The sequence below is a fragment of the Candidatus Ozemobacteraceae bacterium genome (genome assembly GCA_035373905.1).
Classification (GTDB): domain Bacteria; phylum Muiribacteriota; class Ozemobacteria; order Ozemobacterales; family Ozemobacteraceae; genus MWAR01.
Genome location: DAOSOK010000054.1, coordinates 1 through 25,061 on the forward strand (window position 1 = coordinate 1; position 25,061 = coordinate 25,061).

At 61.3% G+C, this 25,061-nt stretch carries 18 protein-coding genes; 5 read left to right on the forward strand and 13 right to left on the reverse strand.

Going from position 1 to position 25,061, the window contains the following annotated elements; genetic code table 11:
• From PLU72_18730 to PLU72_18745, 4 genes are all read right to left on the reverse strand, one after another.
• Window positions 1-1,664: hypothetical protein (locus tag PLU72_18730; GenBank protein ID HOT30221.1), on the reverse strand; the 1,664-nt coding region annotated here is incomplete at its 3' end.
• A complete protein-coding gene (locus tag PLU72_18735) occupies window positions 1,661-2,530 on the reverse strand; it encodes a PhnD/SsuA/transferrin family substrate-binding protein (GenBank protein ID HOT30222.1) in 870 nt (289 codons plus the stop codon). The genes PLU72_18735 and PLU72_18730, both read right to left, overlap by 4 nt.
• The gene (locus PLU72_18740; protein HOT30223.1) at window positions 2,527-5,208 is read right to left on the reverse strand and encodes a HEAT repeat domain-containing protein; all 2,682 of its coding nucleotides are present in this window, start codon (window positions 5,206-5,208) and stop codon (window positions 2,527-2,529) included. Before PLU72_18740 ends, PLU72_18735 begins: the two co-directional genes overlap by 4 nt.
• Window positions 5,157-6,245 carry a cache and HAMP domain-containing protein gene (locus PLU72_18745; protein ID HOT30224.1) on the reverse strand — a complete coding sequence of 363 codons (1,089 nt, stop codon included), beginning with the start codon at window positions 6,243-6,245 and terminating at the stop codon, window positions 5,157-5,159. The genes PLU72_18740 and PLU72_18745 overlap by 52 nt, the downstream gene beginning before the upstream one ends.
• Window positions 6,246-6,362: 117 nt before the next feature.
• Here PLU72_18745 and PLU72_18750 point away from each other — a divergent pair, with 117 nt between their 5' ends.
• Window positions 6,363-9,824 carry an acyl-[ACP]--phospholipid O-acyltransferase gene (locus PLU72_18750; protein ID HOT30225.1) on the forward strand — a complete coding sequence of 1,154 codons (3,462 nt, stop codon included), beginning with the start codon at window positions 6,363-6,365 and terminating at the stop codon, window positions 9,822-9,824.
• Window positions 9,825-9,833: 9 nt separating this feature from the next.
• Here the strand turns inward: PLU72_18750 and PLU72_18755 are convergent, their stop codons facing one another.
• The 5 genes from PLU72_18755 to PLU72_18775 all read right to left on the reverse strand — a co-directional run bounded on the left by PLU72_18755 (window position 9,834) and on the right by PLU72_18775 (window position 14,051).
• Window positions 9,834-10,454: a PAS domain-containing protein gene (locus tag PLU72_18755; protein ID HOT30226.1), complete on the reverse strand. Its 621-nt coding sequence runs from the start codon at window positions 10,452-10,454 to the stop codon at window positions 9,834-9,836.
• A gap of 34 nt (window positions 10,455-10,488) precedes the next feature.
• Complete coding sequence (locus tag PLU72_18760; GenBank protein ID HOT30227.1) at window positions 10,489-11,637, reverse strand: aminotransferase class V-fold PLP-dependent enzyme; 1,149 nt, start codon at window positions 11,635-11,637, stop codon at window positions 10,489-10,491.
• Window positions 11,638-11,650: 13 nt separating this feature from the next.
• A complete protein-coding gene (locus tag PLU72_18765; GenBank protein HOT30228.1) occupies window positions 11,651-12,421 on the reverse strand; it encodes a flagellar motor protein MotB in 771 nt (256 codons plus the stop codon).
• Between the two features lie 35 nt (window positions 12,422-12,456).
• Window positions 12,457-13,320: a flagellar motor stator protein MotA gene (motA, locus tag PLU72_18770; protein HOT30229.1), complete on the reverse strand. Its 864-nt coding sequence runs from the start codon at window positions 13,318-13,320 to the stop codon at window positions 12,457-12,459.
• Between the two features lie 296 nt (window positions 13,321-13,616).
• Complete coding sequence (locus PLU72_18775; GenBank protein ID HOT30230.1) at window positions 13,617-14,051, reverse strand: hypothetical protein; 435 nt, start codon at window positions 14,049-14,051, stop codon at window positions 13,617-13,619.
• A gap of 148 nt (window positions 14,052-14,199) precedes the next feature.
• Here PLU72_18775 and PLU72_18780 point away from each other — a divergent pair, with 148 nt between their 5' ends.
• A complete protein-coding gene (locus tag PLU72_18780; protein HOT30231.1) occupies window positions 14,200-16,281 on the forward strand; it encodes a PAS domain S-box protein in 2,082 nt (693 codons plus the stop codon).
• A 218-nt stretch (window positions 16,282-16,499) separates the two neighbouring features.
• On the opposite strand, the gene PLU72_18785 is transcribed toward PLU72_18780, so the two are convergent.
• Together PLU72_18785 and PLU72_18790 are read right to left on the reverse strand one after the other, a co-directional pair.
• Entirely contained in the window at window positions 16,500-16,712 is a 213-nt protein-coding gene (locus PLU72_18785; protein ID HOT30232.1) for a rubredoxin, read from the reverse strand.
• Window positions 16,713-16,963: 251 nt separating this feature from the next.
• On the reverse strand, window positions 16,964-17,608 hold the full coding sequence (locus PLU72_18790) for a response regulator transcription factor (protein HOT30233.1): 645 nt from the start codon (window positions 17,606-17,608) through the stop codon (window positions 16,964-16,966).
• Between the two features lie 284 nt (window positions 17,609-17,892).
• Between PLU72_18790 and PLU72_18795 the strand changes: the two genes are divergently transcribed.
• Window positions 17,893-18,351 (forward strand): response regulator, encoded by a 459-nt coding sequence (locus PLU72_18795; protein ID HOT30234.1) that lies wholly within the window; start codon window positions 17,893-17,895, stop codon window positions 18,349-18,351.
• 67 nt (window positions 18,352-18,418) lie between these two features.
• Here PLU72_18795 and PLU72_18800 read toward each other — a convergent pair whose 3' ends face one another.
• Window positions 18,419-19,033: a hypothetical protein gene (locus tag PLU72_18800; protein ID HOT30235.1), complete on the reverse strand. Its 615-nt coding sequence runs from the start codon at window positions 19,031-19,033 to the stop codon at window positions 18,419-18,421.
• 414 nt (window positions 19,034-19,447) lie between these two features.
• On the reverse strand, window positions 19,448-21,139 hold the full coding sequence (locus tag PLU72_18805; protein ID HOT30236.1) for a glutamine--tRNA ligase/YqeY domain fusion protein: 1,692 nt from the start codon (window positions 21,137-21,139) through the stop codon (window positions 19,448-19,450).
• Between the two features lie 155 nt (window positions 21,140-21,294).
• Between PLU72_18805 and PLU72_18810 the strand changes: the two genes are divergently transcribed.
• Window positions 21,295-23,235, forward strand: coding sequence for an aminotransferase class I/II-fold pyridoxal phosphate-dependent enzyme (locus PLU72_18810; GenBank protein HOT30237.1), 1,941 nt, complete (start codon window positions 21,295-21,297; stop codon window positions 23,233-23,235).
• A gap of 88 nt (window positions 23,236-23,323) precedes the next feature.
• Window positions 23,324-24,820, forward strand: a complete 1,497-nt coding sequence (locus PLU72_18815) for a Na+/H+ antiporter NhaC family protein (protein ID HOT30238.1) — start codon at window positions 23,324-23,326, stop codon at window positions 24,818-24,820.
• Window positions 24,821-25,061: the final 241 nt, after the last annotated feature.

A 25,061-nucleotide genomic window follows, 5' to 3' on the forward strand; every position in this document is an offset into this window, starting at 1 on the left:
GGGTCGAACCGCAGGGTGTTCAGCCCCGCCTGGGTCAGCAGGGCCCGTCGGTCGAGGCGGCCGAGCGCGGCCGATTCCGCACCGAGCCGCTGGGCGACGCCGGGATACCTGAACACGTCATCGGCCCGGAAGGGCGCGGCGCAGAGGTCCTCGAGATAACTGACCAATCGCCCTCCCTGCTCGTCGCCAAGCATCAGCGCATCGGCCGAAACGCCGCCCGGCGCCTCAGGGTCGATGGCCGGTCCGAGCCCCGTCGCGATCAGCGCCGTTCCCGACGAAGGCGGCCCGGGAAAGCGCATCGGAAGTTCGTAGGGCGGATCGAAATACGAGGCGGAATCCGCGTTCGCCGTCCGGTAGATCCAGATGTCGGCCGCTCCCGAGTCGACCACCGGCACGCCGTTCGCCAGGAACTCCTCGAGCGTCGTCGCGGCAAGCAGCCCTTCCTCCGGCTCGGCGGAAATCGAGTTGAGGCCCTGGACGTGGATGCTGCGGCAAGCAGGAAGACAGCCTTCGACCGGGTCCTCGGGCTTAGCTGGCACCTCGCGCATCTCACAATGGCGGAGCATCCCGGCCAGGATCGACCCGGGCGGTTCGTCGAGCGCCCCTTCACGCAGAATCAGCTTCGCATACCGTTCTCCGGCGGCATACAGGAACACCCAGGCCGAGGTTTCGACGACAGCCGCGCGGCCGCCCGGCGCGGACAACCATTCCGAAAACTCCCCGTCACCGCAGGTGACAAGGTCGAGACGGGCACCGTCTGGGAGAATCCGGCCGAGACCGAAACCGTGAACGACCGTCCGGGCCAGATGGATGGCCCGCGGAAGCGTGAGTTCCCGTCCCGCCGTTTTGACATATATATTATACGGTATATCTGATGTCGGCGGGTTCGGTTGGAATGCGAGGCGACGCTCGAGCGACATCTGCCGGATCATCCGGCGTGCCAGGAGAAGCGTGCGGTCGATCGCCAGGCCGAGGTTTTCGACATGGTCTCCGAAGTCTCCCCGATCGGTGACGGCCCGAAGGCTGATGAAGCCGGTTCCGGTCTCCCCGAAAATCCTGGCAAGGTGGTAATCCTCCATCTCGAGCATTTCGGCATCCGGATACAGCGAGCGCAGGCGCTCCCGATCCTCCGACGAGCCTACGAATTTCCGCACTGTCAGCGTCGTCGCCCCCCTGACCCTGACATGGTGCGGGGCCGCCCGCAGGAGCGCGTCATATGCTGGAATCCGGGGAATCTCGATGCTCGCGCCTTCGAAAATCGCCCGTTGCGTCACGAGCACATCCCCCGTGCGAAGATCCTCGGTAAAAGCCATACAGGAACCGAGTGAAATGACGAAGACAGGTTTATATACTGCAAAATATTTTTTTACGACCCGCGAGAGCAGATCTGGATCGTCGCCGTACGGCAGGCGAAGAAGCGTCACCTCATGCTCGTCGAGCGTGCCGTAAAAGACGGGCGACCGTGAACCGGCCAGGGGCTTCTCGCCCCGGACGCTCATGCGGCTTAGGATGGCCTTCTTCTCCATGCGGTCGAAACACACGAGATGGACCGGTCCCTCTGTTTCATCCCCTCGTGGCCGCAGGCCGATGGCAAAAGGGGAATGAGCCGGACCCTCGCCCCGGATTCCCTGGCCGTGCACGGTGACCGGCCCGCTGAGCTTCATCGCTCGGCCTCAGTCAGGGCGTCGAAGCCAAATATACCAAACGATACAGCCAAACTCGCGATGACGTGCGCCCCTTCCGTATCCGAGGCCATGCCGGAAAACAGGCTGCGGACCGTCTCTCGTCCCAGGCCGGGCGAGCCGTCCCGGATGACGATTGGATCGGTCAGAATCGCCGCGGTCGTGGCGAGAACGACGAGGTTCCCGGTCACGGAAGCTGGACTGTTCTTCAGGACGAGCGACGTCACGGCGGCGGCGTCCCACCTGCCGTCGAGCACGCCTCTGACGCAGGTTTCATGGTTGCCCGCCCAGGAAATCGAACGGAAAAACCGGAGAGGTTCGATTCCCCGCTCCACGAACACGCGATTCGGATACAGGAAACCGCTCTTCGAGCCGCGATCGACATAGGCGAAACTGCCAGAGGCCAAACCTGCCAGGTCCGTCACGCCCGATGCGCGCCTCGCGACGATGAGCCCCTGGTAGCTTCCCGAACGGGTCCGCGGGCGGCAAACGGGAATCATGACTCCCTGTGCCCCCACCTGCCTTGAACGAGGTGAAAACCAGCCGATGTCGATTCGTCGCTGCCTGACGAGTCGCTCGAGATCGGCGTAATCCGCGACGAGCTGGATCCGAACGTCCCGGCCCAGCTTCGCGGCTAGATATCCCGTCAGGGGCGCCAGGGCTTTCTCGAGCTCGCCGCGCTCGAGGAAGGGAAAGACGCCGAACTGCACGGGAAGCCGCTCGTCGACCTCGAGACGAAGCCCGTTTGTGCCGTCGCCTTCTCCACACCCCGTGGCGAGCGCCAGCATGAGACCGAACGCGACCGAGGCCGCGAGTCTTCCGAACCTGTGCATCAATCCGTTTGTCATGGGTGTCCGGTGATTTTACCAGATGTCGGGAAGGCCGAGGTGACCGTTTTCATCAGCCGTCTGAGCCGGCCCGCCACTTCCGTGCCGAGCTGAAGATCGAGAAATTCCCAGGAAAGCGACGCGACGAACCGATCACCGCGCAGTGCCCGCTCGAGCGCATCGACGATACCGGCCGGGTCGGATGCCCTGGCGGAAGCCGCCGTGATGGCCAGTCTCAGCCGCAGATCGGATTCAACCGACCGCACCGGCGTTTCGGAGATATCCAGCTCGATGCGCTCGAGCAGGGGAACCAGCAACGTTCCGATCCTGTCGTGAGCGCCGTGTTCCCGCATCAGCCGCAGAAGCAGGGTCACGTCAGCCAGGTCCTGAACGGCAAGCCCCTGAATCTCCGGGGCAACCCGCTCCGCAATCCACACGACGGCGCTTCCATCCTGACCGAAGCCATGAGTGATGAGCCGCCGGACGTCGGGCGAACCGACCGTTTCTATCGCTTCGGCGAGCGCGGCGCGCAGACCGTCCGGTTCGACTTGCAGAGCGCGGATCAGAAGATAAATCCTGGAATCATGCCGCCATGTTCCCAACCGACTCACGACCTGGGCACGCTCGGCCGGGTCGAGGGTTTCGACGACTTGGGAAATGCCTCTGCAGGTCAGCATCTCTATGGCCTGGGCAGCCGCCTCGGCTTCCGGAGCAAGATGTTTCGGAAGCGTTTCGGCCGCCGTTTTCAGCACCTGGCCGGTCTCAGGCAGGGGAAGCCGCCGCAGGGCGGCGATCGCCTGGCCAGCGACACGCTCGTCCGGGTCCGAGAGGCCGGATGTCAGCTCGTCGAAGAATGACTCGTGCTGGAGACGCCCGAGAACCGCGATTGCGGCAGCACGTTTAATGGGGTCCGCAGAACGACTCATACCGGACAGCGAGCGAAGACCGGTTTCGATATCGCCGGCGTCGCCGCTCAGGCGGATGAGTCCTTCGGCGGCGGCCGCACGGACACGGTGATGCGGGTGATCGAGGCAGGTGCGGATCCAGGGCAGAAACGCCCGGTCCGCGTCGATGTCGGCCAGACCTTCGAGCAGGTTCGAGAGAACGCGTGGATCGGTTTCTCCGGCGGCGAGTAGGTCCGCGCCGACCCAGCGGGAAACGACCCCGTCACCCGAAAGGAGCCGCCGTACGACGCCGGCGCGGACGGTCGGCGACGCCTCTGCCCGAAGGAGCTCGACGAGGGGTTGCTGCCAGGCGGCACGAGGAATGCCGTCGAGGAGGTCCAGTGCCGCGAGTCGTTCCTCTTCTGTTCCGCGAAGCAGGGTCTCGAGCCTCTGGAGTCGTTCGGCCGGCGAGAGGGCTCGCAGCGACTCGATCGCCATCAGCCGCCCGCCGCGCCCCGATGCCGCGGCCTCGCCGTCCAAGATGCGTCCGATAGCCGCTTCCCATGCCCATTCGAGTGGAAGGATTGAAGCGGTCATCAGGCCAAGGACTAGCGCGAGACTCCCGAACGCGATTCCCGGAGCGAGACTGGTCTGGACGGCCATCAGCAGGAGGGCGGAAGCCATCGAGCCGGCCGAGGCACAGATGCCGATCGTGCTCAGCGCCTTCAGGCGCGGTTTTGCGGGCAGAACGCCGACGATGAGCGACATCGCCGAATGGTGGAAGGATTTGGCAAGCCAGGTGAAGAGAAACTGCGTTGCCAGGACGGTGGAGATCGCCCCGCCCGTCGAGGCGAGGGCGGCGAGGCCGACCGTTACCGGCAAAAATGCGAGAATGCGTGTCAGCCGCACGGACTTCATGACAAAGCCGGCGACAGCCATCTGCGTCAGCAGAACCAGCGCATCGGTGCAGGCCGTGAACGTCGCGATGAACGAGGCGAGCCGCTCGGGGGTATCGCAAGCCGTCGTGATCGCCCGCGAATACTGATAGTCGAGCCAGTATTTCGACAGGGTGAAGAGCAGGGCCAGGGCGGCAAGCCTATTCGCGAAGGAGCCACCGACGTCCGGGCCGGGAGGTGCGGATTCGGCTCCGGATGGCTCTGCAGGCGGCACCGGCGAGGCCGGAGAGACTGATTCCGAGCGTTCCCTGAAACGGCCCCGGACAAGCCCGAACAGCGCGGCGGCGCCCGCGAAGGCGAAAACGTCGGCCGCCATCACGGTCGGCAGGCTCGCGACCGAGAGAGCGAGACGCATCACGACGCCACTCAGGATGAAGCTGAGACTGCCGCAGCCGTTGATGAACGGCAGATATCGCTTGCCCTCGTCGAGCGGCAGCACCTCGTTCAGCCAGTGTGTGAAGAACTGGTTGAAAAACAGCTCGTACACCATGACGGCAAGCAGAAATCCCGTGTCGAGCCAGGCCGAATCGCCGACCGGCGCAAACAGGCGCACGAAGGCTATGGCGAAGAAGGCGGCCGAGAGTCGCTGCAGGTAGGTTCCCGACGAGCCGGTGAGATGCCGCACGGCGCCCGCCTGGAGGGAGATGTAGACGACGTTCATCACCGCGTAGACGTACGGCAGGCCCGTCACGCCGGCGGTCTTGAAGAACAGCGTCTGGCCGGCGATGAAGAAGACGTTGACCGCCGCGCGGAGAAGCAGGCTGAACAGCCCTATCATCAGCACCCCGGCAGGCGGAAGCAGGCCGCTCATTTCTTCGGGTCGGCCGGCGACTTCGGCTCGTTTCGTATACGCTCCCATATAGAACCGATCAGGATCTTCTTCTGCAGCACGGCGGCGAGCGCGTTGAGCCCCTTCCCCGCCTCGTCGAGCTCGTCGCCGGTGCCGATCTCGACCCGGTGCGAGAACTCGCCGTCGCGCAGCTTCGCCAGCCCCCCGATCAGCGCCGAGATCGGGCTCGTGACCGATGCCGCGACCCAGCCGCCGGCAACAACCGCCATCACGACCGCGAGCAGCAGCACGAGACCGAAGTTCGCCCGAAGCGTGCCGATCAGCCGGAATGCGTCGGACGCCGGAGTTCCGGCCGCCACCCAGCCGTTGAGGGCCGGACGCCAGGTGAGTGAAACGATATCGTTTTGTTCACCGTATTTCAGGGGCATCGTATAGGTCGTTTCGGTGAGGCTGTCAGCGCACGCCACGAGAGAGGCCGGCAGCACGAACCGCCGCGCCCCGATCGGAAGCCCCGCGCCGCGCCGCGCCGTGATCTCGCCGGTTCTCGCGAGCAGGCAGACATACTCGTTCTCCGGCACAGAAAGGGTGTCGAGAATGTCCTGGATATCCGGCCCCGACAGGGTGCCGCGCGCCACGAGCGTCCCGATGCGAACCCCGTCGTCCGTGAACGAGTTCACAGGAACCTGCATCAGCAACGTGCCTGTCGCAGACAGCATGCTCAGCCTTTCGCCGCGGCGCCAGAGGGTCTCGCGTTCATCCCGGTTGAACGAGGCCCGCACTGTCGACGACGCATCGGCCACCGCCGCGCCTCGAAAGAAGGGTTCTTCCCCGACGAACTCGGCCAGTGCCGAGCACACCCGCTCGGGATCGAGGCTCTGCACATCCGGCTGTCGGGCCAGCGTTTCGAGCCGTGCCCGCTGCGCTCCGATGTACAACTCGACCCCCGAGGTCACCCCCCGCAGGATCGCCTGGTGCAGCGCCACCGCGTCGTCCCGCACCGACCGTTCGACCAGCCGCCATGTAACCGCCCCGAACAGCACCAGCGGCCCCAGCACCGCCAGCAGCAGCGCCCCAACGACCTTCGTCCGAAACTTCCACGCACTCATGCCGCACAGTGTACACCAACTCAGGCAACCTGCAACTCTCTTCTGGTGGATCCCGGCAGAAAAACAGGCTAGTATACGGGTGACATGCACACACACGAGGAGCGAGAGGAATTCGATATGAGCGATCATCAGACAGTCGTCCCGACACCATCAACCTCATCCCCGCTCACTGGGCTGTTGCTGGCGGAGTTTCTGGGGGCGTTCAACGACCACGCGTGGAAGATGGTCGTGGCGCTGTTGTCGATCCGTGCAGCGACGGCAGGGCTCGCGCCGGGATCGGCGGCGTTCGAGACGGCGTCGCAGTCGCAGGCGACGATCGCGTTCGTGGTGTACACCCTTCCGCTTGCCGTCTTCTCACTGCCGGCAGGCCCGATCGCCGACCGGTTCAGCAAGCGGACGGTCATCGTCTGGCTGAAGCTGTTCGAAGTCCTAGTGCTGCTCGGCGGCACGGTCTCCCTTGCCATGGGCGGGTCGATCTGGCCGCTGTTCGCGGCGCTCGGCCTCATGTCGTTCCAGTCGGCGCTGTACAGCCCGTCGAAATACGGCATCATCCCAGAGCTCGTACCGCACGAGAAGCTGGCCCATGCGAACGGTCTCCTCGAGATGTGGACGTTTCTCGCGATCATCGTAGGTACGGCACTCGGCGGTTTCCTGCTCGACGCGTCCGGCAGCAGCCCTTGGATCGCCGGTGCCGTGCTGACGTTGTGCGCGACCGGGGGCTGGTTCGCCTCGATGAGCATTCCGAAGGTTCAGCCGGCAACGCTGGAATCGGTCGGCGTGGTCGAGTCGGTGCGCGACGCCTGGTCGATCCTCTCCGGTGACCGTGTCCTGCGCCTCTCGGTGATGGGATCGATTCTGTTCTGGGGCATCGTCAGCCTGCTCGGGCAGGACATCCTCGTCTATGCGAAAGGCATCACGGCCGGAAGCTCCAATTCCGACACGCTCTCTGGGCTGCCAATGGCGCTCTACGGCATCGGCGTCGCCGCCGGCAGCATGCTCGCCGCGCGACTTTCCGGCCCCAAAGTAGAATACGGCCTGATACCGCTCGGCTCGGTCGGCATCGCCGCCTTCACCGTATTGTTCGGCCTTTTCGGCCCTGGCATCGCCGGAACCCTGCTCGTCATGGCGATTCTCGGCGTCTCCAGCGGCCTCATCCTGGTGCCGCTCGACTCGATCATGCAGTGGCGCTCACCCGCCCACCGGCGCGGTGCCGTCATCGCCCTCGCCAATGTGTTCATCTTCGGCGGCACGGTCGCCGGCTCGCTCGGCGCGGGTCTGCTAGCCAATACCGGCTTCGACGCCCGCGAGATCATCCTCTGCACGGCCCTGCTGACGACGGGCGGCACGCTCTGGGCCTTGTGGCTCCTGCCCGACTTTCTGCTCCGGCTCGTCATCGTTATAACGACAAATATATTTTACCGGCTCACCATCGTCGGCAGCGTCAACGTTCCCCGGGAGGGCGGCGCCCTGCTCGTCTCGAACCACGTCTCGTTCATCGACGGCTTCCTGGTGATCGCCTCGACCGACCGGCCAGTCCGCTTCATCGTCGACGAGATATATTACAACCACTGGCTCCTGAACCCGTTCATGCGCGCCCTCCACGTCATCCCGGTCTCGGGCACCGGCGGCCTCCGGGTCGTCCTCAAGGCCCTCCGAGACGCCGGCACCTCCCTCGACGAGGGCGAACTGGTCTGCATCTTCCCCGAGGGCGAAGTGACGCGCACCGGCATGATGCTCCCCTTCCGGCGCGGCCTCGAGCGCATCATCAAGGGCCGCACGGCGCCCATCATCCCGATCCACCTCGACCGCGTCTGGGGAAGCGTTTACAGCCGCTCGGGCGGGCGGTTCCTCACCAAGATCCCCGAACGTTACCCCCACCCCATCACCGTAGCCTTCGGCACGCCGCTTCCCGCCGAGACCCGTGTCGCCCAGGTCCGTCAGATAGTCATGGAAATGGGCACCGCGGCCTGGGAACACCGCCGCGAAGACGCCCGTCCCCTCCATCACTACGCGATCCGCACCCTCCGGACACGCCCCTGGAGGTTCGCCGCCGGCGACATCAACACCTGGCACACCTCCCGCATCGAGGCCCTTGCCTCGATCATCGCCCTGTCGCGCGCCCTGCGCCCGCACTGGGAAGGCCAGAAGAACGTCGGTCTGCTCCTGCCGACCACACCGGCAGGCGCCTGGACGAACGTCGCCGCGGCGCTGGGCGGCCGTGTGAGCGTCAACCTGAACTGGACTGCCGGCCCGACAGGAATGGCCTCCGCGGCCCGCCAGGCAGGCCTCAAAACGGTCCTGACGAGCCGCGCCTTCCTCGAAAAAGCCGCGATCGACCTCCCCGATACGGTTCAGCCGCTGTATCTCGAGGATATCGCCGCGGACATCACTCGGTTCGACCGGCTGTCCGCGCTCGCGCTCGCCCTGACCGCCCCGATACGGCTTCTCGAACGCATCGCCGGCGCCGAACGCACGCCCGACGTCGACGAGACGGCGACGATCATCTTCAGCAGCGGCAGCACCGGCGAGCCGAAAGGCGTCATGCTCAGCCACTGGAACATCGGCAGCAACGTCGACGGTGTCGCCCAGGTGCTCACGGTCGACAGCTCCGACACGCTTCTCGGCGTCCTGCCCCTCTTCCACTCGTTCGGAACGATGTCGATGTGGTTCGCCCTCCGCACCGGGATCGGCCTCGTCTTCCACCCGAACCCCCTCGACTCGGTCGCGATCGGCGGCCTCGTCGAGAAGTTCGGCGCGACGATGTTGATCGCGACGCCGACATTCCTTCAGATATATATGAGACGGTGTACACCTGGCCAACTCGGTTCCCTTCGCATCGTTCTCACCGGCGCCGAGCGGCTTCCAGACAAGGTCGCGAACGCCTTCGAGGAAAAGTTCGGCATCCGGCCGATCGAGGGCTACGGCGCGACCGAGTGCGCCCCGGCGATCACGGTCAGCACGCTCGACTTCCGCGGCCGCGGCATCTACCAGTTCGGCTCGCGGCGCGGCTTCGTCGGGCACCCCGTTCCCGGGCTATCGATCCGGGTCGTCGACCAGGACTCCGGCGAGCCGCTTCCGCACGGCAAGCCCGGCATGCTGCTCGTGCGCGGCCCCAACGTCATGAAGGGGTATATCGGCCGCGAGGATCTGACGGCGAAGGCGATCCGCGACGGCTGGTATGTGACGGGCGACATCGCCGTCATGGACGAGAACGGCTTCGTGCGCATCACCGACCGCCTCTCGCGCTTCTCGAAGATCGGCGGTGAGATGGTTCCCCACGGCCGCGTCGAAGAGGCGCTCCAGGCTGCATCCGGCCTCGACGTGATGACGTTCGCCGTGACGGCGATACCGGACGAGCGCAAGGGCGAGCGCCTGGCCGTGCTTCACACACTCGACGAGAGCCGCGTTCCCGGCATTCTCGAACAAATGACGGCGAGCGGCCTTCCCAACCTCTTCATTCCGCGCCGTGACAGCTTCGTCCGCGTCGACAAACTGCCCATGCTCGGAACCGGCAAGCTCGACCTTCGCGCGATCCGCCAGATCGCCCAGGAAAAACTCGGCCCGGCCAGTCCCGCCTGAGGCGGTCCTTCACTTCGACAGGTTTTCCAGGACCTTGTCGGCAAGCTCGGGATACAGGGTATAAAGGCAGTTCGGACAGATTCCGTGTGAGACGGTGTCCGTGATCGCCGCCGCAAGACCTTTTGTGAGCGGCGTCCACTCGTCCTTGTCGATCTTCAGCCGCACGCACCCCGCGCAGACGACGAGAATGGTTTCCCGGTCGGCGGCGTGTTTCTGGAGCAGTTCCACGATGCCGTCGACGTTCGCCCCGATTTCCTGTTCGAGACCGAGATCGATGACGATGCCGCGCACCCGCGAGATCTTCTTGCCGATCGTGTCGATGATGACGCCCCGGTCCATGTACCGGTGATACCGATTTTCAAAGTCGCGGATCCGGTAATCGGTCTGATAGATGCTCTTTCGGCCGGTCAGCAGGTCCGTCATCGCATCCATCGTCTTCTGGTAATCCTCGGGATGCAGAATGTCGGTGAACGCCTGATACCCCTTCCCCGCGAAATCCTCGACGCGGTACCCAAGCGCCGTCACCTTCAGGTCGTTGAACTCGACCCTGTCGTGAATGACGTCCCACTCCCACCACGCGAATGGCGAGTGGTGCATGATGACATCGGTCAGCAACGCATCTCTATCCATATATCATTCCATCCGATGCGGGATTCGCGCCATATCAGCCTACGAGCGCGTCCAGGCGCGCAAAGAATTCCTCGATCTCGTCCGGTGTGTTGTAGAAATGCGGCGAAACCCTGAAGTATCCCTGGCGAGCCGAGATCTGAACGCCCACCCCGCGAAGCTTCATCGCGGTATCCGATGCCGAAACGCCTTCGATCCGGAACGATGTGATGCCCGACGTCCCGGCCGCCGATGCCGTTTCCGCCTCGGGAAGCGCAAGTTCGAAGCCACGCCGAAGCGCGCCGCGCCGCACCAGCCGCGCGTTTTCTCGCACCAGATCTGCGGCCCGATCGATCCCGAAAGAGGCCAGCACCCGCAGAGATGCATGCAGGGTATGGATGCCGAGAGCCGAGAGCGTCCCCGTTTCGAATCGCAGCGCGCCTTCCTTGAAGTCGAGCCGCTGGTCGAAAAAGTCCTCCCACTGCCGCACCCCCTGCCATCCGATCAGGCCCGGCCGCAGCCGCTCCGCAAGCTCGGGCCGGCAGGCGACGAAACCGATCCCCTCGCCGGCCATCAGCCATTTGTGACCGCCCCCGGCCAGAAAGTCTATCCCCGACGCCGCCATGTCGAGCGGCAGAGCGCCCAGGTGCTGGATGCAGTCGACGCACAGCAATGCGCCGCGCTTTCGGCACGCGTCGGCAATCGCGGGCAGGTCGGCGACAAAGCCACTGAAAAACTGGACGGAACTGATCGACACGAGCCGCGTCCGTTCATTTATCGTATTCGCTATACTATCAACTGAAATCCGGCCCTCGACGGGCTCGACGCGCCTGAGTTCGACACCCAGCCGTTCGAGGTTCATCCAGGGGTAGACGTTGGCGGGGAACTCGACGCTCGGCAAAACGACGTTGTCGCCCGACCGCCAGTCGAGGCCCGACGAGAGAATCGACAGACCTTCCGAGACGTTGCGCGTGAAGGCGATGCCGTTCGCCGGCATCCGGAGCGCGCGGGCAAGCATGCCCCGCAGCTCCTCGATCAACGCCCCGGTGCGCTCCCAGTGTTTCTCGCCTTCGATGGAAAGAGACTCGATATACCGCTCGGCCGCGTCCCGCCCGTAGGATGGCAAAGGGCCGACGGCGGCATGATTCAGGTAGATCCACTTCTCGGTGACCGGGAACAGCCGCCGGCGTTCATCGCTGTTCAGCATCTGGCGGTTCCGGTCATTCCCCGAAGACTTCGCTCGCATCCCCGTAGAAGGGCACTTTTCGTTTCACGATGACCGAGATGTGCCGGTTCGCATAGGAGAGGGGATCGAGCTTCTCGATCAACTTCTGATCGGCGCAGCCTCGGATCTCCATGATCTGGCCCTTGGGAACGCCGTTCTGTTCGAGGAGGATACGGGCCATGTTCGCACGTTCGGTCGAGAGTTCCCAGTTCGACTCCCCGTTCGGTCCCTGGTAAGGAACGCTGTTGGTATGTCCCTCGATGGCCAGCCGGTTCGGCATGTCGCGGACGATACCCGCAAGGTGCGTCAGCATCTGCTTCACGTGAGGGGTGAACCGCTCGTTGATCGTCCCAAACAGGCTGGCCTGCTGGTTGTCGACGAGATCGATGCGGATCTCCTCCTCGTTGATGCTCATCCGGACATTCGTCGAATAGCCGGGCATGCTTTTCAGCTCGGTCTTGAGCCCCGCGATATTCTTTGCGTCCTTGAGAGGACGGGGCTTGGGCATGGAAATCGGGTTGGTGACGTTCGGCCACGCCACGTTGAACGGCACGGGATACGTTTTCGGCTTGAAACCGTTGAAAAAGAGAAGGTCAGCCGTCGAGCTGAGCGGCGTCTTGAAAAAATCCTCGATGACTTTCTTGGAGTTCGGGTTGAGACCGATGACCCACATCACGAGGAAGAACGCCATCATGGCAGTGATGAAGTCGGCATACGCCACCTTCCAGGTACCGCCATGATGACCGCCGCCATGCTTTCTGGCCATGGTTATTCCTCCTGTCGTGTGCCTTCAGATCAGGCTCAGCCGCCCGTTCCCTTTGCGGAGAGGAACTTCTCAGTCTCCTCGAAGGTCGACCGGTACCGGGGTGGCACATGCCGCCGGGCGATTTCGATGCAGATCTTCGCGGCATATCCGCGGGAAAACGCATCGAGAGAATATCGAATAACCGCCATGTATGCTTCCGCATCCTTGACCTGGTTTTCGAGCGCTTTCGCGATCGGGTTGCAAACGCCGTAGGCAAGCAGAATGCCGAGGAACGTTCCGACGAGTGCCGCCGCCACCTTGAAGCCGATCTGCTCGGGCGGGCCGTTGATCGCCTGCATCGTGATGACGATTCCGAGAACGGCCGCCACGATGCCGAATCCTGGCAAGCTGTCGCCCGCCGTCGCGAAAATGCTCGATGGAATCAGCTCCTCTTCCGCAACGACATCGAGATCGTCGATCATGATTCGCTCGATCTCGTTGTCGGCAATACCGCCCGTCACGATCATGCGAAGCGAATCACAGATGAATTCGACCGCGTGATGGTTCGCCATGATGTTGGGGAAGCGCTTGAAGATTTCGCTGTTGGTGGGGTTGTCGATGTGGCCTTCGAGTGCGAGAATGCCTTCGCGCCTCGCCAGGTCGAACAGGGCATACAGCATTTCCATCAATTCTCGATATTTTGCCTTGTCGAAGACCTTCGGTTTCAGCAGGCTTATGACGCCCGCCACAGCCGACTTCACTCCGCCGAATCCGCTGCCGATGACGATGGCTCCGAACATGGATCCGCCAATGATGATGAATTCAGCGACCTGCATGAGGGGGCCGAGCTTCCCGCCGGCCTCCAGATACCCCGTTATTATGGACCCGAAGACGATCAAAAATCCGACAATGAATGGCATGCAGTCTCGTCCTTGTCTTCCAGCTTCCCGCGTTTCATACGCACGAGGGCAATTCTATCCTGTAAGGATATCGCACCCCCCGAAAACAAGTCACGCATTTCCTTCGGAGTCTTCGCCGGAACGTGCGACTCGCTTTCAGAGTATCCCACCTATACTTCGGTAAAATTCGAAATTTTCTGAAATACCGAACGAATATTTGCGTCGGCGGATTGTTCCAGCCGGACCCGACCCGCACGATGCGGGAAGTGGGCCGGCGGCGCCCGGATGGCGCAGTTCAGCCGGACCCGAGCGGCGGATCACGGGCCGAGTTTCGAAATTTCGGCGGAAACCTGCTCGAGTTCCCTCTCGTGTTCCGCAAGGAAACGTTCGGCATGCACCCCGCTCCCTTTCGCGACCTCCCCAGCCCACCACTCGATCGATGCGTGCAAGCCACGTTCGATCTTTCGAAGCTCCTCGAGCACCAGCCCTACGGTCAGCCGGCCGATCATCTCGTCGGTATACCCCTCCCCCAACCCGGCTTCGGAATCGTGGTCATGGATGAATCGGTAATACGTTCCGCACTCCGGACAGACGCGGATCTGGTCGGCGCCGTAGATTCCCGCTCCCCCGACGATACGCAGCCTGCCAACCTCTTCGGGAAGCCGTTCGGTTCCGTGAAGAAGTTCCACCTTCTTGAATTCCGGAAGATGTCCACAGATGGAACATGTTTTCATCCCGTCATGATCCTGCATGGTCTTTTCTCCTCCCATCGTCGGCGTTTTCGCAAACGATTCTTCATGATATGGCACAATATGCCGATAGGATACCCGTTCGGGACGTTTTGTCTGTCATACATGGTTGTATTGTATGATATAGTATCGGCAGATATGAGATGATGTCATGAATGAAGAGAGAATGACGAAAGCCTGTCTTCTGCAGGAGATGCAGAAGCTTCGGCAGAGGATCGCGGAACTCGAACGGCAGCTTGCCGAATCATGCAGACCGGTCCCGGCGGCTGCGCAACGCCCCACCGCCCCGTCAAGCCCGGATTCCACCAATCGGCAGACACGAACCGAAGACGACCTGAATCGCAGCGGAAAGTTGCTGGAATCGGCCCTGGCAAACACTTCAGACGCCGTTTTCATTTCCGATGCCGTCGGGAATTTCGTCGTGTTCAACGAAGCGTTCGCCTCCTATCACCGATTCAAGAGCAAGGAAGAATGTTCGAAACGCATTTCCGAATGCTTTGGCCGCTTCGAGGTGTTCTCAGCCGACGGAACGCCGATTTTTCCGGAAATGTGTGCAGTATCGAGGGCTCTCCGGGGTGAACGCGGTGAAAACGTCGAGTATACCCTCCGCCTGAAAAGCACCGGCGAAACCTGGACGGGAAGATACAATTTCAGTCCCATCCACTCTATCGACGGCCAGATCATCGGCTCGGTGGTCGTCGCACATGATATCACCTGGGAAAAACAGATCGCTGAAGTCCTGCGCGAAAGCGAGCAGCGGTTGGCCTTCCACACCGACAACTCTCCGCTGGGTATCATCGAATGGGACATGAATTTCGTCGTGACCCGCTGGTCCGGCGAATCCGAACGGATCTTCGGCTGGAAAGCCTCTGAAATCCTCGGCAGGAAGATCATGGACCTCGACATGATTTTCGAGGATGACATTCCCCATGTCCGGAAAGTCTCTGAACGCCTCTCGAGCGGCGTTTCAAGGCACGTGTTCTCCTGCAACCGGAATTACACGAAAGACCGGAAGATCATCATCTGCGAGTGGTACAACTCCGTCCTGCTGAACGATCATGGCAAGATGATCTCGGTCATGTCCCAGATTCTGGATATAACCGAGCGGAAGCACACGGAAGAAGCATTGAGACAGGCAACCGAGGATGTCCGGGAGCTTGCGAAAAATCTCCGCGAACTCGCCGCCGATTCCATCAAGACGGAACAGCGGGAACGCCGGCGGATCGCGGCCCTGCTTCACGATCATGTCCAGCAGCTTCTCGTCAGCGGCCAGATGCAGGTCGGCCTGCTCCGCCGAAACGCCAACCATCAAAACGGCGCCACGCTCGCAATTCTCGAAAGCACGCTGAAAGAGGCCCTCACGGCGACGACCACGCTGACGATCGAACTGTCCCCCCCCGTTCTCGGCAAGCCCGACATGAACGCCGCCTTTTCCTGGCTGGCCAGGTATATGGAAGAAAAGCATTGCTTCAAAATGCATCTCGTTTCGGAAGCAAAACGCGAACCGGCATCATTCGAAGAACGGACGTTCCTGTTCGAATCCGTTCGCGAACTGATGCTGAACGTTTTGAAACATGCGGGAGTCCGGGAGGCACGACTGGTCATTCCCGTCGAACACGACAACCGGTTTACGGTCATCGTGGAGGACGACGGACGGGGATTCGCACCGGATTCGATCAAACCCGGCACAAGAAAGGGATTCGGGTTGTTCTCCATCGGCGAGCGCCTTCTGCACCTTGGAGGAACGATTCTCATAGACAGCGCTCCCGGACATGGTGCGAAGATCACGATCTCCATCCCGCTGAAAAATGGAGAAACCGCCAACGGCTGTCAAAGCCCGGCGGTTGAGGCGAAATTCGATCCGATCCGCGTTCTCCTGGCCGACGATCACAAGATGATCCGTCAGGGATTAACCATCCTACTCCAGGCGGAAGCCGACATCGAGGTGATCGGGGAAGCGGAAAACGGCATCGAGGCGATCGAGAAGGCTCATCTCCTTCAGCCCGACGTCGTCATCCTCGACGTGAACATGCCCGAGATGGACGGCATCCAGGCCGCCTCCCGCATCGCGAAGGAGATGCCCGCCGTCAAGGTCATCGCCCTCTCCGTCTACGCGGAAGAGCATGCCGCCGACGTCATGCGCAGCGCAGGAGCGATCGCATACATCCCCAAGGGCAGCACGCTGGAACACCTGTTCGCCGCCATTCGCTCCTGTCAGAAAAACGTCTTTTGAGCGATGCCGCGGAGCGTTCGGGCGCCGACCTAGCCCTCCAGGCGCTCACAAGGAACACGACAATCACTTGCATACTCGATACCGCTCGTGCTGAGCCTGTCGAAGCACGAATGCTCTCGCCCTTCGACAGACGCAGGGCGAACGGGGGCATCATGTCGATGAGGATACAATGTATTGCTCGTGATACGTGGCGCCCAACTTACGAGACGCGCGGAAACTCAAGAGGCTTTCTTCAGCAGGAGATGTTGAAAGTCGCGCTCTCCGCCCTTTCTGTGATGTTCCCGGAAGAACCGCTTGGGAGCGTGACACACCGGGCATTCCCATGTTTCGAGAACGTCGGCGAACGATGTGCAGGAAGGAACATGATGCAGAAGGTCGCCCTTCACCGGTTGATACAGGTATCCGCACAGAGAACACTCGTATTCCTTCATTTACCGATCCTCATAACTATATATTATTATATATGTATATTCAAGAAAAACACCCCCCGTCATGGATTCGGCGGATGCAGGCGAGGGTGTTTCATGCCCGGCTGATCTCTTCTTTCGCCGGGAATATCAGGGACATCACATCACAGATGCCTCTCACTTTCACTCCGGCATGAGGGTACAATAAAAGGCCGAACGAAGAGAATCCCGGCGAAGATCCAAAAATCTAGTGAAAAACCGCTATCCCTTCGCGGTCACCCAAGGCCCTTCTCGAGAGCGAACCGGAGCAGGCCGACCGCATTGTTGAGGTGAAGCTTCCGCATCATGTTGGCGCGGTGGTTCTCGACGGTGAATTTGCTGATGCTGAGTTCATCCGCAATGCATCGACTCGTCTTTCCCCTGGCGATCAGCGTCAAGATCTGCTTTTCGCGTTTCGTCAGCAGTTCTACGGAAGGTGCCCCCGGCTGGCTCATCGACTGGATTTGTCGCTCCCCGAGAAGCCGCGTGACGGCCGGCGAAACATACATTTTCCCGTCCCTGATGGCCTGGATGGCGAGAAGGGTTTCATCGGCAGCGTCGCTCTTCGTGAGAAACCCCGCTGCACCCAGGGTTTTGGCCTGCTCGAAATGCTCGTAGTCGGTGAACATGGACAAAATGAGGACGGTCACATCCGGATACCGCTGCCTGATCTCTTTCAGCGCCACGAGGCCGTCCATTTCGGGCATGGCGATGTCGGTGATCACCATTTCGCACGGAACGCTTTTCAGTATATCCGTCAACTGCCTGCCATCTCCGGCCTCGGCAACGACACGCAGCCCCTCAACGGAATCGATGATTTTCTTCAGGCACTCCCTGAACATCCGATGATCATCGGCAAGAACGATTCTGAACTCTCTCATACTCTCACTCTTATGCAGGCGTTTTGTCTCTTTATTGAACGCCATGGACAGGGTACTACGTTTACGTACCCGACGCAACTCCGTCCTGGGAAATTTTCCAAAACGAAACAGGGATTCTGATCGTGTCTTGCCTTTCGTGAACGTCATTTCACCTGCCGCGTGACGGAACAATAGTCAGTTTTCTTCAGATTTTTGTATATTCGATGGGATACCTCTCCCCAAAAGCCAGGAGGATACTGTCGTCACAGAAGCATTACCAGGAGAGACGGGAGGATCCACGAGACATGGCTGTACAGGGAATGTCGGTCCAGACGGATGACGCAAGGGCGGTGAAAAATTCGTTTGCGAAAAGGGGGGAAAAGCGAACGGTCCTGCTGGTCGACGATGACGAGCTTGTCCGCAAGGTGGTCGGCATCCAGCTTTCCTATCTTGGATTCCGCGTACTGACGGCGGAAAACGGCATGGATGGGCTGAGGGTATTCCGGCTGAACGCATCCGATATTTCGCTCGTCCTGCTCGACCACAAGATGCCCATCATGGACGGCATGACCCTGCTGCCGTTCCTGCGCCGCATCAGGCCTGGAATTTCGGTGATCATGATCAGCGGATCGGTCGAGGAACTAGAACTCGACAAGACACAGGAACAACCGGACCGTTTCGTTCGGAAGCCATTCGAGTTCGAAGAGCTGCAGGACCACATCAGAAATATACTTTCAACGATAGAAAAACGTGAATGCGATTGAGGACTCGATCACAGCAAGAAGCCGGGGTTCTCCGAATGGAGCCCCGGCTTCTTCGTATCCGCTATAATCAGCGCCCCATGAGGCGATCGACGATCATGTCGAAATCCATGCTCGCGCCGCGAACGATCCGGTGCGCTTCGCGGGCATTGTAATCCGTCATCAGGGCGAACCGGGCCTGGCCGACCTGGCGCTGAACGCGACCCGCATCTTGAGAAGCCATACCGGGCAGACGGAACTGGACGTCGGAGATCTCGCGCTCGATCTGGCTCAGGGTGCGGGCGCATTCCATCATGTCGCGACGGGTCATGCCCGGGAAAAAGCTGGTCTCGGCGAGCCGGAACAAGCCCTGAATGCGCCGGAACGATTCACGAAGCATCGCCTGGCCGTTGTCGTGCTGACCGCCGGGGCCGTGACCGGGGAACGGAGCGGGATTGTAGCCGCCGCCGTGGCCGGGATACGGGGGGTGTCCCATGCCGCCGGGGCCATGACCGGGCTGGGAAGGAGGACCATATCCGCCGTTGCCGGGCTGGGGACCGTGACCAGGCTGAGAACCGGGTCCCGGCTGATGGTAGCCGCCGTTGCCGCCGTGGCCGGGCTGAGGCTGACCGTGGCCGCCAAAAGGTTCGGAATAGCCCGGGAACGCCAGGGCCGCCATCGCAACAACCATCAGTATCCGCTTCATGAAAAGTCCTCCAGTCCAGATATAAAATCGATTTCGTTCAAACGCGGATATTGGTTTCGCAAGCACCGTGCCAATAATGATACTTTTCATTTTTTCGGCTCCCAATAAGGGTTTCCGCGGTTCCATCATGACCCGGCGATCATGACGGGGCCGAATTTTCATCGCCACCGGTGCCCGCTTTTTTGCACGTGACCACCAAGCCCCTTCTTTCAACGCCTCAACGCGCGCATCCATTCCTGATGCAGGCATGGGAAAGCACTTACCCGCGTCAGGCAGGGACCGTCAGAGTTGCGATACGACAAGAAAGCATCCGGGAGCCGCCCGAAGCCTATTCCAAGTGATCCGGGTCGGAGGCCCCCCTGAAAGCGCGAATCCCCCGGCTTCGCCGGGGGATTCTATTATCATGTTTATATATCAGGCCTGTTGTTTCTTCTGTTCCTTGGCCCACGAGTCGCGTAGGCCGACGATGCGGTTGAAGACCGGGGCGCCGGGCTTCGAATCCTTGTCGACGCAGTAGTAGCCGATCCGCTCGAACTGATAATGAGTGCCCGCGACGGCGTTCGCCAGCGAGGGCTCGACCCAGCACTCCTTCAGCACTTCGAGCGACTTCGGATTCAGCTCGGTGTGCCAGTCGACGCTCTCATCTGCGCCGGGATTCGGGACCGTGAACAGCTGGTCATAGAGGCGCACTTCGGTCTTCACCGCATGCGCGGCCGAAACCCAGTGAGAGGTGCCCTTGACCTTGCGGCCGTCGGCCGTGACGCCGCCGCGCGAGGCCGGATCGTAGGTGCAGCGGACCTCGGTGATATTTCCTGCGGTATCTTTCACGACCGACTGGCAGGTGACGTAATACGCGCCCTTCAGGCGGACTTCCTTGCCGGGCGAGAGCCGGTAGAAGCCCTTCTGCGGGTTCTCCTGGAAATCCTCCCGCTCTATGTAGACGACTCCCGAGAACGGCACCTGGCGCTTGCCGGCCGAGGGATCTTCCGGATTGTTCACGACCTCTACCATTTCGGTCTGGCCCTGGGGGTAATTCTCGATGACGAGCCTGAGTGGCCGCTGGACGGCCATCACGCGCTGGGCACGTTTGTTTAGGTCATCGCGCACGCAGTGTTCGAGCAGGCCGTAATCGACGGTACTGTTCGCCTTGGCCACGCCGATGCGCTCGCAGAAATCGCGGATCGCTTCGGGTGTGAAGCCGCGCCGGCGCAGTCCCGCGATCGTGGGCATGCGCGGGTCGTCCCAGCCGTTCACCATGTTTTCCTTCACCAGCGTCAGCAGGCGACGCTTGCTCATGACGGTGTAGGTCAGGTTCAGGCGCGCGAATTCGATCTGTTGCGGGTGGCAGGGGGTTTTCAGGGTGTCGAGGAACCAGTCGTAGAGCGGCCGGTGATCTTCGAACTCGAGCGTGCAGATCGAGTGGGTGATTCCCTCGATCATGTCGGACAGCGGGTGGGCGAAGTCATACATCGGGTAGATGCACCAGGTGTCACCGGTGCGGTGGTGCGTCGAACGCAGGATACGATAGATGACCGGGTCGCGCATGTTGATGTTCGAGGCGGCCATATCGATCTTCGCGCGCAGCGTCCGGCTGCCGTCGGGGAACTCGCCCTTGCGCATCCGGTCGAACAGATCGAGGTTTTCTTCGATCGTGCGGTTCCGGAACGGGCTTTCCTTGCCCGGCTGGGTCAGCGTGCCTCGGTATTCACGCATCTGATCGGGCGTCAGCTCGCACACGAATGCCTTTCCCAGCTTGATCAGTTCGACCGCGAAGCCGTACAGCCGCTCGTAGTAATCGGCCGCGAAAAACATCTTGTCGGCCCAGTCGAAGCCCAGCCAGCGCACGTCGGCCATGATCGCGTTGACATACTCGATGTCTTCCTTGATCGGGTTCGTGTCATCCATGCGCAGGTGACAGACGCCCTTGTAATCGCGCGCCAGCCCGAAGTTCAGACAGATCGACTTTGCGTGGCCGATGTGGAGATACCCGTTCGGCTCAGGTGGGAAGCGCGTCACGACGCAACCCCCGTGCTTGTTCGCCTTCAGGTCACTTTCGATGATATCGCGAATGAAATTGGAAACGACCGGCGTTTCGGTATCTGCCATACGCTGCTCAGGCTCCGTCAAGGCTGGAATCGCTGCGCGGGACGAACCCGCACGGCGTGTGAATTGTAGCACAAACCTTCCGGCCATGGTAGAGTATCCGGACGCGAACGCCCCGTCACGCACGGTGCACCCGCATCTCCCCCAGGAGCCGGCTGATGAAATACAATGTACTATTGATCGATCGGAACGAGTCGTCGCTGGGCAACTCGACCCGCGAACTTTCCCTGCGCGGCCTGAACATCGTTTCCGCGCGCACCTTCGATGAGGCCTGCGCCCTTCTGCGGAAGGACGGCGCCATTCACGTCGTGCTCACCGAGTGGGAACTCCCCCGGAACGCCGCCCCCTCTTCCGGAATGATTCACGGCCCGGACATGCTTCGGGAGTTCCTGAAACTGCGCCACGAGATCAACCTGTTCCTGCTGACCGACGAGAAGAGCGGCCCGGGTGTGACGGCCGGCGGCCTGCTCAACGGCTACTTCTTCAAGGGCGACCAGGACTGGGACGACGTCGTGAACAAGGTGAAGAACGAGGTCATCAGCAGCAAGAACCGCGCGCCGTTCTTCGAGAAGCTCGTCGAATACGCCAACAGCACCCGCGACTCATGGCACACCCCGGGTCATGCGTCGGGCTACTCGGTCAACAACTCGCCCTGGATGCAGGATTACTACGACTTCTTCGGCCCGAACCTGTTCCGCTCCGACGTATCGGTCTCGGTGCCGATGCTCGACTCGCTGCTCCACCCCACCGGCGTCATCAAGGAAGCCCAGGAACTGGCCGCCCGCGCGTTCGGCGCACGCTACACCTTCTTCTCGACGAACGGCACCTCGACGTCGAACAAGATCCTGATCCAGACCCTGCTCAAGCCGGGCGACGCGATCCTGCTCGACCGCAACTGCCACAAGTCCGTTCATTACGCCGTCGTGCTCGCCGGCGCCGAGCCGATCTACCTGATGCCCTCGGTCAACAACACCTACGGCATCTTCGGCCCCGTGCCGAAGAAACGTATATTCGACGCTATGGATAAAGCCCTCGCGGCGAAGAAGAACGTGAAAGCGCTGATTCTGACCAACTGCACATACGACGGCCTCACCTACGACATCGCCCACATCGTCGAGGAGGCGCACAGGCGCGGCATCAAGGTCATCATCGACGAGGCCTGGTACGGCTACGCGATGTTCCACCCCGATTTCTTCCCCTGCGCGATGCAGGCCGGCGCCGACTACTCGACCCAGTCGACCCACAAGACGATGAGCGCGTTCAGCCAGGCGTCGATGATCCATGTGAACGATCCGGATTTCGAGCGGATCCAGGACTTCTTCATGGAAAACTTCAACATGCACACCTCGACCTCGCCCCAGTATCCGATGATCGCCTCGCTCGACGCCGCCCGCAAACAGATGGTGATGGAAGGCTACAGCCTGCTCTCGAGAACTCTCGAACTGTCGCGTTCCCTGCGCGAGGCGATCAACTCGCTCAAGAAGTTTCGCGTGCTCGGCCTCGACGACCTGATCTCTGACGAGCTGCGCAACGAGCTCGACCATGTGCGGCTCGACCCGACCAAGCTGACGATCGACGTTTCGAAGTCTGGCTTCAGCAGTCGCGAAGTGGAACGCCTCCTGCTCACCAAGCACAATATCCAGATCGAGAAATCGACGTTCAACACGCTCACCGTGCTGATCACGATCGGCGCCACCCGCTCGAAGCTGAACCGCCTCTACCTCGCCCTCGAGAACATCGAGTCGATGAGCGGCAACTTCGAGCATGCCGACGGCGTGCTGAAGGATTTCCGGCTGGCACTCTCGCCGATACGCTTCAAGCCCAGGTATGCCTTCTACTGCGACGGCGAACTGCTGCCTCTGAGGCAGAGCATCGGCAAGGTCTCGACTGTGATGATCGTGCCCTATCCCCCCGGAATCCCTCTGCTGGTGCCTGGCCAGACGGTCACCGAAGAGATCGTCTCCGCGCTCCAGATGTACCGCGACCACCACGTCGAGATTCACGGCCTCAACGATGGCATGATCAAGGTCATGACCCCCGCCGAGGAACAGTCCCTTGTCGCCCGCGGCTACGAAATCAAGGATCCCATCGCGATCTGACCGGCCCAGGGGAATTCATCGTGTTTCCGTAGGGGCGGTTCGCGAACCGCCCCTTCACATATATGGTGCACAATATATCGAAATGAACATGACGATCGATTTCGGCATTCTATCCCTTATTCCCGCGGTGGTGACGATCCTGGCCGCCGTCATGACGCATCGCGTCGCGCTGGCGCTGTTCCTCGGGATCGTCGCCGGGGCGTTCACGATCAAACACGCCGCCATCGGCGCCGGGTTTTCCGCATGCCTCCAGTATCTGAAACTGTCGTTCACCGACGTTGAACGCCTGAAGATAGCATTCTTCATAGTGCTGGTCGGCGGCCTGCTCGAGATCATATCCCGAAGCGGCGCATACGAACGTTTTTCCGAGGCTATCTCGGTGAAGCTCGACTCTGCCCGGAAAACACGTGTCGCGACGTTTCTTCTCAGTCTTTGCGTGTTCTTCGACGATTACGCCAACGTGCTCATCTGCGGGGCATCGATGCGGACGATGTGCCCAAAGCATCGCATTTCGCCGGCCCTTCTCGCCTATATCGTCGACCAGACCGCCGTCGTCGTATCCGTCGTGCTGATCTCGACCTGGGCGGGGTTCGAGGCGTCCCTTCTGGTGAGCTCCGCCGAACCGCTTGGCGTGAAACTGGGCTCTTCGGCGCTGTTTCTGGGATCGTTCCCCTATCACGCCGTGACGTTTTTCGGCCTCTTCCTCGCCGGACTCACCGCCTGGTCCGGCCGCTGGATAGGCGCCCGTCTCGACGACGGTTCGTCGGCGTCTTCCGCGCATGCCTCGATTCAGCCGAAAGAGGAAACACATCTCCGGCACCTTCTCGTTCCGCTCGGAAGTCTCGTTCTCCTCGCGATTCTCGGATTGCTCGGCTTCACGCTCAGAAACGTTCTCAACTCCTGGAACGAGGGACTGACGCTGATCAGCGTGTTTTCTGACCTTCCGACGGTCGATATCCTGAACGCAGCCGTCATGATTTCTATTTTGTCCGCTATCGTTCTCTTCCGCCGCGACAGCGTCCTTGATTGGACCGATATTCGCCGGGGGATGTTCAAGGGTGTGAAGTCGATGGTTTCGACCGGGCTCGTCATTCTCCTCGCAAAAGGGCTTTCCGCCGTATCGACGGATCTCGGGACCGGCGTCTGGCTCACATCGCTCCTCGGAGACAAACTGTCACCCGCGATGGTTCCGGTCGCGACGATGTTCGTATCTTTCCTGATCACCGTTGCCACGGGCTTCAGCTGGAGTTCGATGGCGATCGTGATGCCGATCGGCTTCCAGATGGCGATGTCGACGGGCGGGAAAAGCTTCATTCCGCTCGTCGCCGGCGCCGTGATCTCAGGTTCGATCGCCGGCGGTTTGATGATTCCCTATTCCGACACGACCGTCATCACCGCCGCGGGTTTTGGTATTTCACCCCTCTACCACGCGAAGACGCAGGCGTTGCAGATTCTTCCGCTCGTTCCGGTTGCTGCGCTTTCCCTCTGGCTGATCGGTTCCGGTTGGGGAATCCTTGCGTCATACATTCTTCCCGGCCTGTTTCTTGTCGCCATACACGCGTTCTTTTCACGCCCGGCTGCATGATGCGTGATTGGGCGGTTCCAATTCCGGGGACGTGATATTCAATTGCCTGGTTCACGAGCTGCCCACTGTTGGTGTTCGATACACGTATTCTGCCAGGAAATCAAACAGGAGTGTACGAACAACGCAACCACAGGAAGGCCCAAGTCCGCTTGGGATGACGATCTCAACGCCCTAGGACGTGTAGGGCCCCACTGCCGTCGATCTCACGATTGAACGCGCGTAGGACTTCAGTTTGGGTCTT

Coding starts and splice junctions, on each gene's coding strand:
- PLU72_18810 (HOT30237.1), top strand. CDS start 21,295: ATGAAATACAATGTACTATTGATCGATCGGAACGAGTCGTCGCTGGGC.
- PLU72_18800 (HOT30235.1), bottom strand. CDS start 19,033: ATGAAGCGGATACTGATGGTTGTTGCGATGGCGGCCCTGGCGTTCCCG.
- PLU72_18765 (HOT30228.1), bottom strand. CDS start 12,421: ATGGCCAGAAAGCATGGCGGCGGTCATCATGGCGGTACCTGGAAGGTG.
- PLU72_18755 (HOT30226.1), bottom strand. CDS start 10,454: ATGGATAGAGATGCGTTGCTGACCGATGTCATCATGCACCACTCGCCA.
- PLU72_18760 (HOT30227.1), bottom strand. CDS start 11,637: ATGCTGAACAGCGATGAACGCCGGCGGCTGTTCCCGGTCACCGAGAAG.
- PLU72_18790 (HOT30233.1), bottom strand. CDS start 17,608: ATGAGAGAGTTCAGAATCGTTCTTGCCGATGATCATCGGATGTTCAGG.
- PLU72_18795 (HOT30234.1), top strand. CDS start 17,893: ATGGCTGTACAGGGAATGTCGGTCCAGACGGATGACGCAAGGGCGGTG.
- PLU72_18735 (HOT30222.1), bottom strand. CDS start 2,530: ATGACAAACGGATTGATGCACAGGTTCGGAAGACTCGCGGCCTCGGTC.
- PLU72_18785 (HOT30232.1), bottom strand. CDS start 16,712: ATGAAGGAATACGAGTGTTCTCTGTGCGGATACCTGTATCAACCGGTG.
- PLU72_18815 (HOT30238.1), top strand. CDS start 23,324: ATGACGATCGATTTCGGCATTCTATCCCTTATTCCCGCGGTGGTGACG.
- PLU72_18740 (HOT30223.1), bottom strand. CDS start 5,208: ATGGGAGCGTATACGAAACGAGCCGAAGTCGCCGGCCGACCCGAAGAA.
- PLU72_18775 (HOT30230.1), bottom strand. CDS start 14,051: ATGCAGGATCATGACGGGATGAAAACATGTTCCATCTGTGGACATCTT.
- motA (HOT30229.1), bottom strand. CDS start 13,320: ATGCCATTCATTGTCGGATTTTTGATCGTCTTCGGGTCCATAATAACG.
- PLU72_18745 (HOT30224.1), bottom strand. CDS start 6,245: ATGAGTGCGTGGAAGTTTCGGACGAAGGTCGTTGGGGCGCTGCTGCTG.
- PLU72_18805 (HOT30236.1), bottom strand. CDS start 21,139: ATGGCAGATACCGAAACGCCGGTCGTTTCCAATTTCATTCGCGATATC.
- PLU72_18780 (HOT30231.1), top strand. CDS start 14,200: ATGAATGAAGAGAGAATGACGAAAGCCTGTCTTCTGCAGGAGATGCAG.
- PLU72_18750 (HOT30225.1), top strand. CDS start 6,363: ATGAGCGATCATCAGACAGTCGTCCCGACACCATCAACCTCATCCCCG.